This window comes from Lacisediminihabitans sp. FW035, from assembly GCF_054880895.1.
In genome coordinates this window covers 3,130,355-3,144,781 of record NZ_CM142187.1, presented here as the reverse complement: position 1 = coordinate 3,144,781, position 14,427 = coordinate 3,130,355, and the positions used below count along the sequence as shown (strand labels likewise).

Genomic DNA, 14,427 nt, shown 5'->3' with positions numbered 1-14,427 from the left:
ATCGCGATGGCCGCCGGGGTTTCGCTGTTGGGTCTCGTGCCGCTCGGCTACGTGGTGGTCACGGCGATCCTCACCGGCGCGCCCACCCTGTCCGCCCTCGTCTTCCGACCGCGGGTCGGGGAACTCCTCGCCAACACCGCCGGCCTCGTTCTCATCACCGTTCCGCTCTGCGCCCTCGTCGGTGTGGCCGCGGCCTGGTTGGTGGAGCGCACGCGGCTGGCGGGTTCCCGCGCCTTCGCGGTGCTGCTCGTCGTGCCCCTCGCCATTCCGGCCTTCGTCAACAGCTATGGCTGGGTGAGTGCCGTTCCGTCTCTCAACGGCCTGTGGTCGGGCGTTCTCGTCGCCGGCCTCTCCTACTTCCCGCTCGTCTACCTGCCGACCGTCGCGGCCCTGAGGAGGCTTGATCCGGCCGTCGAGGAATCCGCACGCTCCCTCGGGGTCGCACCCCTCGGGGTGTTCCTCAGGGTCGTGCTCCCGCAGCTGCGCCTGCCTATCCTCGGGGGTTCGTTGATCATCGGTCTCCACCTGCTGTCGGAGTACGGCGCCTTCGCGATGATCCGTTTCGATACCTTCACGACGGCGATCGTCGACCAGTTCCGGTCCACCTTCAATGGTCCCGCGGCCAACGCCCTCGCCGGCGTGCTTGTGCTGTGCTGTCTGTTCCTGCTCGTCGGCGAGAACGGCGCGCGCGGCGGAGCCCGCTACGCTCGCATCGGATCGGGATCGGCGCGGCCCGCCGAACGCGCCCGTCTCGGTGCCTTCGCCCCGGCCGCCTACCTCTTCCTCGGGCTCCTCGTCGCGCTGTCGGTGGTCGTGCCCTTCGCGAGTGTGGCGCGCTGGCTCGTGGCGGGCGGCCTCTCGGCCTTGACCGATCGCTATCTCCTCACGGCCCTCGGCCAGACGATCGGCTACGGCCTGGTCGGAGCGGTGGTCACCTGCCTGCTCGCCTTCCCGATCGCGCTCCTCGCGGTGCGTTTCCCCGGTCGCCTCGCCCGCATCCTCGAGTCGATCAACTACGTGACGAGCTCGCTGCCGGGGCTCGTCACGGCCCTCGCCTTCGTCACCGTCGCGATCCGCCTCGTGCCGGGCCTGTACCAGACCGCGGCGCTCGTGATCGTGGTCTACCTCCTGATGTTCCTGCCCCGGGCGATCGTGAATCTGCGGTCCGGCCTCGCCCAGGTTCCCCCCGGGCTCGAGGAGGCGGCTCGCTCGCTCGGCCGGCCGCCGCTCGTGGCATTCGTCACGGTGACGCTGCGGTTCGTGACCCCGTCGGCACTTGCCGGTGCGGCCCTGGTCTTCCTCGGGATCGTCACGGAGCTGACCTCCACCCTGCTCCTCGCGCCGAACGGCACGCGCACTCTGGCCATCCAGTTCTGGTCGCGGGTGAACGACATCGATTATGTCGGCGCGGCACCGTATGCGAGTCTCATGATCCTGCTCTCATTGCCGGTCACGTACCTGCTCTTCGCGAGATCACGATCGGAGAAGTCGGCGGTGAACAGCCTGTGAGCGGGATCGAACTCCGCGGGGTGAGCAAGCGCTACGACGAGACCCCGGTTCTCGACTCCATCGATCTCACGGTGCCGGCGGGGTCAAAGACCGTGATCGTCGGATCCTCCGGGTCGGGCAAGACCACGCTGTTGCGACTGCTGAGCGGTTTCGATTTCCCGGATGCCGGCTCCATCCGGATCGGCACGGAGATCGTGGCCGGGCCGGAGGTGGCGATCCCCGCCCATCGTCGGGGGATCGGCCACGTCGCCCAGGACGGCGCCCTCTTCCCGCATCTCACCGTCGCACAGAACGTGGCCTTCGGTCTGGATCGGCACGAGCGCGGCGACAGCGCTGAGACAGTGGCCCGGCTCCTCGATCTCGTCTCCCTCGATTCGTCCCTCGCGTCCCGCCGCCCGGACGAGCTTTCGGGGGGACAGCAGCAGCGTGTCGCCCTCGCCCGTGCCATGGCCCGCAAACCCGCGGTGATGCTGCTCGACGAACCCTTCTCCGCCCTCGACACCGGGCTGCGCGCCGCAACAAGGGAGCTCGTCTCGTCCGCGCTCGGGTCCGCCGGCATCACGACGGTGCTGGTCACTCACGACCGGGCCGAGGCGCTCACGTTCGGCGACCAGGTCGCCGTTCTGCGCGACGGACGCCTGGCCCAGGTCGGCAGCCCCGCGACGGTCTATTCCGCTCCCGCCGATCTCGCGACCGCGCGGTTCCTCGGCGAGGCGGTGGTCTTCGACGCCCGGGCCTCCGGCGGACAGGTGCACTGCGCCCTCGGCCTCGTCGCCAAGGCCTCGTCGCTGGAGGGGGCCTGCACGGCCCTCTTCCGCCCGGAGCAGCTCGTCGTCGAGACCGGCGCGGATGCCGCGGGCTGCGTCGCGCGCGTCGTGGCTGTTGAGTTCCAGGGGGCATCCCAGGTGCTCACCCTCTCGATCGCCGATGCCGGGATCGTCGACCTGCCGGTTGCCGGCGGAGTCTCCTATCACGCCGGGGACCGGGTCGTGCTCCGCGTCCTTGGTGAGGCCGTGGTCTTCGCCGCCGACTGAGTGCCGGCGCCCTACTCCGAGAGAGCCCGGACGATCCGCTGGAGCGACACCGGCTCGGCAGTTCCGAGGTGCTGGGCGAACAGGCTGATCCGCAGTTCTTCGAGCAACCAGCGGGCATGCACGAGTGACGGCGTTGTATCCGGCGCGAGCGGCAGGCGACCGCCGGCGAGCTCGTAGCGTGCCGTCGCGGTCTGCACCTCCGTCATCCACACGCGGTCACGGCCCAGATTCTCCGCGAGCTTTCCAATGCGATGCACGATCCCGGCGAGGTAGACCGGCATCCGACGCAGCTGGGCGAGGCCGGTCTCGGAGGCGAAACCCGCATAGACCAGGGCGGAGAGCTGCTCGCGGGCATCCGCTAACGGGCTCAACAGTGCGATGTTGGAGGCCGACTTGATCGCCTTCTCGGCGTCGCGGGCGCCGGCGATGACCTTCGTGAGGAGAGAGACGGTCTGGAACAGCGAATCCATGATCGTCGCGGAGATCTCGTCGCGGGCCGCATCGAACCCGGTACGCGTCCAGATCTCGCGGCCGGCGACCACAGAGTCGATGCAGACCGCCATGCAGTCGGCGAAGAGCTCACCGGTCGTGCGATAGGGACTCTGCGCCAGGGTGAGCTTCTCGGTGTGGGTGAGATGCTCCTGCACATAGGACACGGGCGAGGGGATGGCGAGCAGTAGCATCCGCCGCACTCCGCGCCGGTGCTCCCGAGCCTGGTCGTCGGGGGTACTCATGAGACGGATGGCCACGCTTGCGCCCTCATCGACAAGGGCCGGATAGGCGCGGATCGTGTTGCCGCCCTGCTTCGTGTCGAGCGTGCGCGGCAGTTCGTCGAAGTCCCAGGTGGTGAGTCCCGCACGCTCGAGGTTGCTTCGCGGGGTGACGGAGGCCCGGGCGACGCTCTCCCGCACCGTCGAGGCGAGCTGCTGCTGCAGCGCCCGCAGGTCCGTGTCGCTCGCGACGGTGCGTGAGCGTTCGTCGACGACCGCGAAAGTCATGCGAAGGTGCGATGGGATTCGGGATTCGTCGAAGTCGCCGACGGCAACCGGCACGTAGGTGAGCCGGGTGATCGCCCCGGCGAGGGCGGCGCGAAGCGAGGTACCCTCCGACACCTCCGGCAGCTCGGCGAGCAACCGGCGCGCCCAGTCGTTCGCCGGAACGACATTGCGGCGGATCGCCTTCGGAAGGGACTTGAGCAACGCCGTCACCAGTTCCTCGCGGAATCCGGGAACCTGCCAGTCGAATCCCTCCGGCTTCAGGCGCGCGAGCAGGGCGATCGGCACCTGAACGGTCACTCCGTCGTCGTCGCTCCCCGGCTCGAACCGGTACGCGAGGCCAAGCTGCTGGTCGCCTTGGGTCCAGGTCTTCGGATAGGAGGTCTCGACGAGTTCGGCCACCGGGGCGGCCTCGTCCTCGTCGATCAGGTTCTCGGCCGTCATCGTGAGCAGGTCGGGGGTGGTCGCGCGCTCCTTGCGCCACCAGGTCTCGAACAGCCGCTGGCTGGTGATCTCGGCGGGGATGCGGCGCTGGTAGAAGTCGAAAACGGCTTCGTCGTCGTAGAGCAGATCGCGTCGCCGTGTCCGTTCCTCGAGCTCGGCGAGCTCCGAGCGCAGCGCCCGATTGGCGCGGTCGAAAGCGCTCACGCGCTTGTCGACCCGGTCGAGATCCCAGTCCCCGTCGACCAGCGCGTGGCGGATGAACAGCTCACGTGCGTAGGCCGGATCGACCTTCGCGAACTGGGTCCGCCGACGCGCGACGATCGGCACACCGTAGAGGGTCACTCGCTCCCAGGCGACCGCGGAGCCCTGTTTCTTCTCCCAGTGCGGTTCGCTGTAGCTGCGTTTGACCAGGTCTCCGGCGATGGGCTCCGCCCAGGAGAGGTCGATCGCCGCGTTGGTGCGGGCGAACAGCCTGCTGGTTTCCACGAGCTCGGCGCTCATCAGCTCGCCGGGCTGCTTCTTCGCGAGCGCCGAGCCGGGAAAGACACTGAACCGCACCTGCCGGGCGCCGATGTAGTCCTTCTTTGCCACATCCCGGATGCCGAGCTGGCTCAGGAGGCCGGCGAGGAGCGAGCGGTGGATGCCGTTCGGGTTCGTCGACGGGCCGCCGACCATGAGCCCGAGCGGCTTCGCCATCCGCTCGAGCTGGCGGAAGACATCCTTCCACTCCCGCACCCGGAGGTAGTTGAGATATTCGCTGCGGCACAGGCGGCGGAACTGGTTGCCACTGAGTTCCTTTTCCTTCTCGCGCAGGTAATTCCAGAGATTGAGGAGGGTGAGGAAGTCGCTCGTCGGGTCGACGAACCGCGCGTGCGACTGGTCGGCCTGCGGTCGCTTGTCGAGTGGCCTCTCCCGGGGATCCTGGATGCTGAGGCCCGCGACGATCGCCATCACCTCGCGCGTCACGCCGTGCTGCTTGGACTCGACCACCATTCGTGCGAGTCGGGGATCGATCGGCAGCTGGGTGAGCTGCTTGCCGATGCGCGTGATGCGGGGATCGTCGCCACTTCCGGCCTCCACCGCTCCGAGCTCACGGAGCAGGTCCAGCCCGTCCTTGATGCCCCGCGAATCCGGCGGCTGGAGGAAGGGGAACTTTGCGATATCGCCCAGCCCGAGCGAGATCATCTGCAGGATGACGGCGGCGAGGTTGGTGCGCAAGATCTCCGGCTCGGTATATTCCGGCCGCCGCATGAAGTCCTGCTCCGAGTACAGGCGGATGGCGATGCCGTCGCTCGTCCGACCGCTCCGGCCCGAACGCTGGTTCGCGCTCGCCTGGCTGATCGCTTCGATCGGTAGCCGCTGCACCTTCGACCGCACGCTGTACCGCGAGATGCGTGCCGTGCCCGCATCGATCACGTACCTGATGCCCGGCACGGTGAGGCTGGTCTCCGCGACATTCGTGGCGAGCACGATGCGACGACGGATGCCGGGGGCCCGCCCGGTCTCGAACACCCGGTGCTGCTCCGCCGAGCTCAGCCGGCCGTAGAGCGGCAGAACCTCGGTGAACGGAAGATTCCGCCCCCCGATCGCCTCCTCGGCATCGCGGATCTCGTTCTCTCCGCTGAGGAAGACGAGCACATCGCCGTTCGACTCGCGCGCGAGCTCGTCGAGGGCGGCGTTGATGCCCTCCATCGGGTCGAGGTCGGCCTCCGTCTCTGCGTCATCGTCATCCTCTTCGAGCGAAGCTTCAGCCACGAGTGGGCGATACCGCACCTCGACGGGAAAGGTGCGTCCGCTCACCTCCACGATGGGGGCGCCGACGCCCGTGGCATCCGCGAAGTGTCGGGAGAAGCTCTCGGGATCGATGGTCGCGGACGTGACGATGATGCTGAGGTCCGGGCGCTGCGGCATCAACTGCTTGAGGTAGCCGAGCAGGAAGTCGATGGTGAGGCTGCGCTCGTGGGCTTCGTCGATGATGATCGCGTCGTACTTGCGCAGCAGCCGGTCGCGATGGATCTCGTTGAGGAGGATGCCGTCCGTCATCAGCTTGATTCGGGTGTCTGGGCCGACGGTGTCGGTGAATCGCACCTGGTACCCGACGAGCCCGCCGAGCGGGGTGCCGAGTTCGTCGGAGATGCGCTCGGCGATCGTGCGGGCGGCGATGCGTCGCGGTTGGGTGTGGCCGATGCTCGTCCTGCCGAGCTCGAGCAGGATCTTCGGCAGCTGGGTCGTCTTGCCCGACCCGGTCTCGCCGGCGATGATCACGACCTGATGGTCGCGGATGGCCGCCGCGATGTCATCACGACGCTGGCTGACCGGCAGGTCTTCCGGATAGGAGATCACGTACCGCGGGGTCGAGGGGTCCGGGGTCGCGTCGGTCATGGGCGTCTAATTCTACCGACCTGCGTCGGACGACCGGTGTGGAGGGATCGGCCGCGAGCAATCGCTGCCTGCCCTCGGTGTCGGATGTGGCGCGAACTACTCGAAAGCGCTGATCCCGGTGATCGCTCGCCCCACCAGCAGAGTGTTGATCTCGTAGCTTCCCTCATAGCTGTAGACCGCTTCGGCGTCCGCGAAGATCCGTGCCATCCCGAAGTCGGTCGAAATGCCATTGCCGCCGAGGATGCCTCGCGCCATCGCCACCGATTCCCGCATCCGTGCGCTGCCGGAGGCTTTCGCCATTGCCGCGTGCTCAGATCTCAGGGTGCCGTTCTGTTGCAGTTGCGCGATGCGCACCATGGTGCCGAGGGACGCCGTGGTGTTCTCGAGGATGCGCACGATCTTCTCCTGCACGAGCTGGAACGACGCGATCGGCTTGCCGAACTGTTGGCGCTCGAGTGCGTAGGCGAGCGCGTGGTCGTAGGCGGCGAATTGCAGGCCGACGGTCTGCCAGGCCACCCAGACGCGGGAGTCGGTGAGCAGGGCGCTCGCGTCGCGGAACGAGGTCGCTCCGGGCAACCGCGCCGACTCGTCGACGCGCACATCATCGAGCAGGATGTCAGCATTCTGCACGATTCGCAGCGAGATCTTGTTCTCGATTTTCTCCGTGCGAAGGCCTGGGGTGTCGCGGTCCACGATGAAGGCCTTGATCTCGCCGTCGGCGGTGTCCCGTGCCCAGAGGATGATGTGGTCGGCCATCGTGCCGTTGCCGATCCAGCGTTTGGCGCCGGAGATGCTCCAGGTTTCGCCGCGTCGGGTCGCGGTCGTCGTCATCGAGCGCGAGATGTCCGATCCGTGGTCCGGTTCCGTGAGTGCGAAGGCGCCGATGCGGGACAGGTCGTGGAGACCGGGCAGCAGCAGTTCGCGCTGCTCGTCCGAGCCGAGCCGGTCGATCGCGGCGGTGACGAGTTCGGAATGCACGCCGAGGAAGGTCGAGATCGACATGTCGACCCGCGACAGTTCCAGGTGCAGGAATCCCCTCATCAGGTGGCTGCCGCCGGAGTCGGGGATGCCGATCAGGTCGAGCCCGGCGAGGGTCGGCAGCAGTTCGAATGGGAAGGTCGCGGCGTCCCAGTGCGCACCGATCACCGGCCGCACCTCGCGGTCGAAGATCGCGGTCGCCGTGGCCAAGCGACGCTGCTCCGCAGTGGTGAGGAGGCCGCGGTAGTCGAGGAAGTCGTCGGAAGGACGCGGTCGACGGGCGTCCGTGACCGCAGTGTTCGACGGCATACTCATCGGGGTGTCATCCGGATCGCACCGTCGAGACGGATCGTTTCACCGTTGAGGTAAGGGTTCTCGACGATGTGCCGCACGAGGGCGGCATACTCGGAGGGCCGACCGAGGCGGGCCGGATGCGGCACCTGGCTGCCGAGCGAGAGTTTGGTCTCCTCGCTCATCGCCGCCATCATCGGGGTCTCGAAGACGCCGGGGGCGATGGTCATCACCCGGATGAGGCTGGCGGCGAATTCCCGCGCGATCGGAAGGGTCATCGCCGCGACGGCGCCCTTGGAGGCCGAGTAGGCGGCCTGGCCGATCTGCCCGTCGAACGCCGCGACCGAGGCCGTGTTGACGATGACACCGCGCTCCCCGTCGATCGGCTCGTTCTGCTGCATCGCCGCCGCCGCCAGCCGGAGCACGTTGAAGGTGCCGACGAGATTGATGCGGATGGCTCGCTCGAACAGCTCGAGGGCGACCGGCCCCTCGCGGCCGACAACGCGATTCGCCGGGGCGACGCCGGCGCAATTGACGAGGATGCGCAGCGTGCCGAGTCCGGTGGCGACGGCGACCGCCGCTGCGACATCCGCCTCACTGGTCACATCGGCGGAGACGAAGGTCGAGCCCTCCAGCGGTTCGGCCGGCGCGGCCCGGTCGAGGGTCACTACTTGCGCGCCCGCCGCGATGAGCGCCCGGGACGTCGCGAGCCCGAGTCCCGAGGATCCTCCGGTGACGAGGGCGACGGTACCGCTGATGTTCACACTGCTCCGATGTTCATGTTGCTCCGATGATCATGCTGCTAGCTGAGGGCGATGAGTTCGAGGGGATCGGCGAGGATCCGGCCGATCTCGGCGAGGAAGGCGGACCCTTCGGCCCCGTCGACGAGACGATGATCGAAGGAGACGCTCAGCGTCATCACCGAGCGAAGCGCGATCTCTCCGTTGTGCTCCCAGGGCTGCCGCCGGATCGCCCCCGCGCAGAGGATCGCTGCCTCCCCGGGATTGATGATCGGGGTGCCGCTGTCGATGCCGAAGCTTCCGATGTTGGTGAGGCTGATCGTGCCGCCCGACAACTCGGCCACGGCCGTCTTACCCTCCCGTGCCCGGGAGGCGAGCCCTGAGAGGGCATCGGCGAGTTCCCGCAGTGTCAGTGAGTTGACATCACGGACGTTCGGCACCATGAGGCCCCGTGGCGTAGCGACCGCGATGCCGAGGTTCACCGACCGGTAGGTCACGATCTCCTGGGCGGATTCGTCCCAGCGGGTGTTCAGCTCCGGATGCAGCACCGTCGCGATGGCCAGCGCCTTCGCGATGAGCAGCAGTGGCGTCACCTTCGCGCCCTCGAATGCCGGATGCGCCCGCAGGCGGTCCACGAGTTCCACGGTGGGGGTCACATCCACAGTCACGAATTCGGTGACGTGCGGAGCAGTGAAAGCGCTCGACACCATCGCTGCTGCAGTGCGCTTGCGCACCCCACTGATCGGCACGCGGGTCTCGTCGGCGGCATCGTCGCGGGGTGCTGCGGCGGCGGTTCCGCTCGCCGCCTCGACATCCGAGCGGATGACCGCGCCGTTCGATCCCGTACCCACGACGGTTGCGAGGTCGAGTCCGAGGCGTCGCGCCAGGTCGCGCACGGGCGGTTTGGCCAGCACCCGTGAGGGCGACGGCGAGGGCGCCGGCTCGGTCGCGGCTGGCGGCGCGGCTGACGAAGCGTGTGAAGGCGCAGGTGCAGGGGTCGAAGCGCCACCGCGTCGGCGACGGTGACCCGACCGATGATCGCTCTCGCCCGGACCGTAGCCGACCAGCATGTTCGACCGGCCGTCCTCTTCGACTTCGATCTCGCCGGCGGGCTCGATCACGGAGTCGCCGCCGAAACTGATGATCGGCGAGCCCACCATCACCGTCTCGCCCTCGGCGACGCGAAGGGATGAGACGACCCCGACGATCGGGGAGGGCAGCTCGACCAGCGCCTTGGCGGTCTCGACCTCGCAGATCACCTGGTTGAGCGTGACCTCGTCGCCCGCCTTCACAAGCCAGCGCACGATCTCCGCATCGGTGAGTCCCTCGCCGAGGTCGGGGAGCAGGAATTCGGTGGCCATTACTGCACCGCCAGGCTTCGGTCGATGGCGTCGAGCACACGGTCGATGTCGGGGAGGTAATACTGCTCCACTTTTGACGGCGGATAGGGGGTGGAGTACCCGCCGACGCGGATCACGGGGGATTCGAGCATCCAGAAGCAGCGTTCCGAGATTCGGGCGGCGATCTCGGCACCCAGGCCGAGGAAGACCGGGGCCTCGTGCACCACGACGAGCCTGCTGGTCTTGGCGACCGAGCGCTCGATGGTGACGAAGTCGATGGGGGAGAGCGATCGCAGGTCGATGACCTCGATGGAGGTGCCCTCGCCGGCCGCTTCGCGGGCCGCGGCGACGGCGGTGGCCACCATCGGGCCGTAGGCGACGACCGTGAGGTCGGTGCCCTCGGTCACGACCCTCGCGTCGTAGAGCCCGAGCGTCGGGGTGCCGTCGAGGTCGACATCCTGCTTGTCCCAATAGCGGCGCTTCGGTTCGAAGAACAGCACCGGGTCGTCAGAGGCGATGGCCTGCTGGATCATTCCGTAGGCGTCATCCGCCGAAGAACAGGAGACGACGCGAAGGCCGGCGGTGTGTGCGAAATACGCCTCCGGAGACTCCGAGTGGTGCTCGACGGCGCCGATGCCCCCGCCGTACGGCACCCGGATGGTGAGCGGCACTGTGACCGCGCCATCCGTACGGTTGTGGATCTTCGCCAGCTGCGACACGATCTGGTCGAAGGCAGGGTAGATGAACCCGTCGAATTGGATCTCACAGACCGGGCGATACCCGCGCATGGCGAGGCCGATGGCGGTGCCGATGATGCCGGATTCCGCGAGCGGGGTGTCGAACACCCGCTCACGGCCGAATTCGGCCTGGAGCTGGTCGGTCACGCGGAAGACCCCACCGAGGGCACCGACGTCTTCGCCCATCAGCATGACCCGGTCATCCGTGTCGAGGGAGCGACGCAGGCCGGCGTTGATGGCCTTGGCGAGGGAGAGGGTGGTCACTTGCCAGCCGCCTTCGAATCGGGAATGCCGTGGTACGCAAGGAACTCGACGCGCTCCTCCTCGAGCAGCGAGTGCGGCTCGGAGTAGACGTTCTCGAAGATCGATTCCGGGGCCGGTTCGACGGTTCCGAGGCATCCGGCGCGCACCGAGGCCGCGAACTCGGAGGCCTTCGCTTCGGCGGCGGCGAGCATCTCCGGCGTCGCGAGCCCACGGTGCTCGAGGGTGCGAAGCAGCCGGTCGATCGGGTCGCGCTCCTTCCAGCGGGCAAGCTCCTCGGCGTCGCGATAGCGGGTCGGGTCGTCGGATGTCGTGTGCGGCCCCATGCGATAGGTCACGGCTTCGATGAAGGTGGGTCCGTCGCCGTTGCGCGCACGCTCGGCGGCGTAGCGGGTGACGGCGAGAACGGCGAGCACGTCGTTTCCGTCCACCTGCACGCCTTCGATGCCGAAACCGGCAGCACGCCTCACGATCGGCACTGTGGTCTGCACGCCGACGGGAGCCGAGATCGCGAACTGGTTGTTCTGGCAGAAGAAGACGACCGGTGCGTTGAAGCTCGCGGCGAACCCGAGGGCCTCCGAGAAGTCACCCTGGCTGGTGGCGCCGTCCCCGAAGTAGGTGATCGCGATGTCGTCGGAGCGGTCCCGTCGGATGCCCATCCCATAGCCGACCGCCTGGAGCATCTGCGAGCCGACGACGATCGCGGGGGTCGTCATGTTGACCTCGTACGGGTTCCAGCCCGAGTGGGTCGATCCGCGCCAGAAGCGCAGGATCATGGTGGGGTCCACGCCGCGCAGGTACGCGACGGCGTGCTCCCGGTAGCTCGCGAAGACGAAGTCCTTGGTTCGCAGCGCCCGGGCCGATCCCACCTGGGCCGCCTCCTGGCCGAGCATCGGCGCCCAGAGTCCCAGCTCGCCCTGCCGCTGCAGCGCGGTGGCTTCGGCGTCGATGCGCCGAACGACCACGAGGTCTGTGTACATCTCGACGAGCTCGGCGTCGCCGATGTCGCTGACGTAGGACGAGAAGACGGGATGGCGCAGAAGCTCGCCGCCTCCGGTGGGCAGGAGCGCCACCGCCTCGGTGTGCCCGGTGATCTCGATCGATGCGATGCTCATGGCGACCGTCCTCTTTGACGAAAATACCTGCCCGGCTTGTGGCCAGTTGTTCCTGAATAGTGCGCCCTGCGGCGAGACTGCACAACCTATCCTTCAGGTGTTGAGCAGAATGCACACCGCCGAGGGCCTCACCCGTGCCAGACTGCGATACATGCAAGACCTCGACGGCACCGACGCCCGCATCCTCCTCGCGCTCAGTGAAGACGCCCGGCTCTCGGGTGTCGAGCTCGCCCAGCGCCTCGGCCTTTCGCGCAATACCGTGCAGTCACGGCTCGCTCGGCTCGAGGCAGGCCAGCTGCTCGGCAGCATGGATCGCCGGGTGCACCACCGTGCCCTGGGCTATCCCCTCACGGCCTTCGTGGCAGCACGGGTCGACCAGCATCGCCTGCAGGAGATCGAGTCAGCGCTCACCGGGATCCCCGAGGTGGTGGAGGTGCACGGCATCGCCGGCGACGCCGACATCATGATCCGCGTGGTGGCGCAGGATACCGACGATCTCTACCGCATCGCCGGCGTCGTGTTGGCTTCACCCGGGATCGAGCGCACCGAAGTCTCGCTGTCGATGCGGGAGATGGTGCCGTATCGCACGGCGCCGCTGTTGCGCCAGCGCGCCGGCCTCAGCGGGTGACCGTCGCGGCGATCACGGCGATCGACTGGGTGTCTTCGATCGTCGGAGGCACAACGTAGTCCTCGCCGTTCACGATCTGGCGCATCGTCTTGCGAAGGATCTTGCCCGACCGGGTCTTCGGCAGGCCAGAGACCACTACCACGTCGCGGAAGGCGGCGACCGCGCCGATCTGCTCGCGCACCATCGCGACGAGCTCGGCGGCCAAAGTCTCGTCCGAGATGTCGGTGCCGCTTTTCAGCACGACGTAGCCCATCGGCTTCTGGCCCTTGATCTCGTCGTGCACCCCGATCACGGCGCACTCGGCGACGGCCGGATGCTGCGCGAGCACCTGCTCCATAGACCCGGTGGAGAGTCGGTGGCCGGCCACATTGATGATGTCGTCGGTGCGCCCCATGACGTACAGGTAGCCCTCGCGATCGAAGTAGCCGGAGTCCCCGGTGAGGTAGCGACCGGGAAAGACGGAGAGGTATTGCTGGATGTAGCGCTCGTCGCCGTTCCACAGCGTCGCGAGGGTGCCGGGCGGCAGGGGCAGCGAGATGACGATGTTGCCCTCATCGAGGTGCGGCACCGGGTCGCCGTGCTCGTCGACGATCGACACGTTGTAGCCGGGCACGGGGAAGGACGGCGATCCGGCTCGCAGCGGGAGCTCCTCGAGTCCGCGCGGGCTCGCACAGATGGCCCAGCCGGTCTCGGTCTGCCACCAGTGGTCGATCACGGGCTTCTCGAGCAGGGCGGTGGCCCAGGTCCAGGTGTCGGGGTCCAGGCGCTCGCCGGCGAGGAACAGGGCATCGAGGCAGGTCAGGTCGTACTGGTGGGAGAGTGCGGCATGCGGATCGGCCTTGCGGATGGCTCGCAGCGCGGTCGGCGCGGTGAAGAGCGTCTTCACGCGGTAGTCCGAGACCACCCTCCAGAACGCCCCGGCATCCGGTGTTCCCACCGGCTTACCCTCGTAGAGCACCGTCGTCGCCCCGGCGAGGAGTGGGCCGTAGACGATGTACGAATGACCGACGACCCAGCCGACGTCGCTCGCCGTCCACATCACATCCCCCGGTCCGATGTCGTAGATGTTCTTCATCGACCAGGCCATCGCCACCGCGTGGCCGCCGTTGTCGCGCACGACGCCCTTCGGCGTCCCGGTCGTGCCGGAGGTGTAAAGGATGTAGAGCGGGTCGGTCGCGGCGACCGGCACAGGCGCACGGGGGGTGGCGGTCTTCGAGTGTTCGTCCCAGTCCCACCAGGCGGTCGTCTCGGTCGAATAGTCGCTCGCACGGCCCGGTACCTCCGGGCGATCCTTCACGATCACGGTGGAGACAGAGTGGGTGCTCAGCTCGAGGGCCGCAGAGATGGTGGGCAGGTACTCCACCACCCGGTTCGGCTCGATTCCGCCCGTGGCGGTGACGATGGCGACCGGAGATGCATCGTCGATGCGGGCCGCGAGTTCCTTCGCCGCGAAGCCGCCGAAGACCACGGAGTGCACCGCACCGAGCCTGGCGCACGCCAGCATTGCGACGATCGCCTGGGGCATCATCGGCATGTAGATGATCACCCGGTCGCCCTTGGCGACCCCGGCATCCGCGAGCACTCCGGCAAATCGCGCGACTTTGTCGAGCAGCGTCGCGTAGCTATAGCTCTTCTTCTTTCCCACGACGGGAGAGTCGTAGATCAGGGCGGTGGAGTCCCCGCGGCCGGCGAGCACGTGGCGGTCGAGAGCATTGAAGCAGGTGTTGAGCTCGGCTCCGGCGAACCAGCGATAGAGCGGGGCGTCTGTGCTGTCGAGCGCGCTGGTGGGCGCGACGGTCCAGTCCACGAGACTCGCCGCGTCGAGCCAGAAGCCCTCGCGGTCGTCCACGCTCTGCGCGAATGCCCGCCGGTAGCCGCCGGTGGTCACTTCGGACTCGCTCAGTTCACTCACGGGATACCTCTTCATCGAGTTGTCACAGTGGTTCTGGATACAGGTTGTGTATACAGAATGT

The 14,427-nt window shown here is 67.8% G+C and carries 10 protein-coding genes; 3 read left to right on the top strand and 7 right to left on the bottom strand.

Features of this window, described 5'->3' with window-relative positions; genetic code table 11:
• The first annotated feature begins 6 nt into the window (after positions 1-6).
• Together ACVXZ4_RS15025 and ACVXZ4_RS15020 are read left to right on the top strand one after the other, a co-directional pair.
• The gene (locus ACVXZ4_RS15025; RefSeq protein WP_461798000.1) at positions 7-1,509 is read left to right on the top strand and encodes an ABC transporter permease; all 1,503 of its coding nucleotides are present in this window, start codon (positions 7-9) and stop codon (positions 1,507-1,509) included.
• Positions 1,506-2,543, top strand: coding sequence for an ABC transporter ATP-binding protein (locus tag ACVXZ4_RS15020; RefSeq protein WP_461795616.1), 1,038 nt, complete (start codon positions 1,506-1,508; stop codon positions 2,541-2,543). The genes ACVXZ4_RS15025 and ACVXZ4_RS15020 overlap by 4 nt, the downstream gene beginning before the upstream one ends.
• Positions 2,544-2,554: 11 nt before the next feature.
• Here ACVXZ4_RS15020 and hrpA read toward each other — a convergent pair whose 3' ends face one another.
• The 6 genes from hrpA to pdhA form a co-directional block, all read right to left on the bottom strand.
• Positions 2,555-6,364: an ATP-dependent RNA helicase HrpA gene (hrpA, locus tag ACVXZ4_RS15015; protein WP_461795615.1), complete on the bottom strand. Its 3,810-nt coding sequence runs from the start codon at positions 6,362-6,364 to the stop codon at positions 2,555-2,557.
• 96 nt (positions 6,365-6,460) lie between these two features.
• Positions 6,461-7,651, bottom strand: a complete 1,191-nt coding sequence (locus ACVXZ4_RS15010) for an acyl-CoA dehydrogenase family protein (protein ID WP_461797999.1) — start codon at positions 7,649-7,651, stop codon at positions 6,461-6,463.
• Between the two features lie 2 nt (positions 7,652-7,653).
• Positions 7,654-8,397 (bottom strand): SDR family NAD(P)-dependent oxidoreductase, encoded by a 744-nt coding sequence (locus tag ACVXZ4_RS15005; RefSeq protein ID WP_461795614.1) that lies wholly within the window; start codon positions 8,395-8,397, stop codon positions 7,654-7,656.
• Between the two features lie 38 nt (positions 8,398-8,435).
• Positions 8,436-9,734, bottom strand: coding sequence for a dihydrolipoamide acetyltransferase family protein (locus ACVXZ4_RS15000; RefSeq protein WP_461795613.1), 1,299 nt, complete (start codon positions 9,732-9,734; stop codon positions 8,436-8,438).
• A complete protein-coding gene (locus tag ACVXZ4_RS14995; protein WP_461795612.1) occupies positions 9,734-10,714 on the bottom strand; it encodes an alpha-ketoacid dehydrogenase subunit beta in 981 nt (326 codons plus the stop codon). Before ACVXZ4_RS14995 ends, ACVXZ4_RS15000 begins: the two co-directional genes overlap by 1 nt.
• Positions 10,711-11,826: a pyruvate dehydrogenase (acetyl-transferring) E1 component subunit alpha gene (pdhA, locus tag ACVXZ4_RS14990; RefSeq protein ID WP_461795611.1), complete on the bottom strand. Its 1,116-nt coding sequence runs from the start codon at positions 11,824-11,826 to the stop codon at positions 10,711-10,713. Before pdhA ends, ACVXZ4_RS14995 begins: the two co-directional genes overlap by 4 nt.
• 151 nt (positions 11,827-11,977) lie before the next feature.
• Between pdhA and ACVXZ4_RS14985 the strand changes: the two genes are divergently transcribed.
• Entirely contained in the window at positions 11,978-12,454 is a 477-nt protein-coding gene (locus ACVXZ4_RS14985; RefSeq protein ID WP_461795610.1) for an Lrp/AsnC family transcriptional regulator, read from the top strand.
• Here ACVXZ4_RS14985 and ACVXZ4_RS14980 read toward each other — a convergent pair.
• Entirely contained in the window at positions 12,444-14,342 is a 1,899-nt protein-coding gene (locus ACVXZ4_RS14980) for a propionyl-CoA synthetase (protein WP_461797998.1), read from the bottom strand. The two genes, ACVXZ4_RS14985 and ACVXZ4_RS14980, sit on opposite strands and share 11 nt — an antisense overlap.
• Positions 14,343-14,427 lie beyond the last annotated feature (85 nt).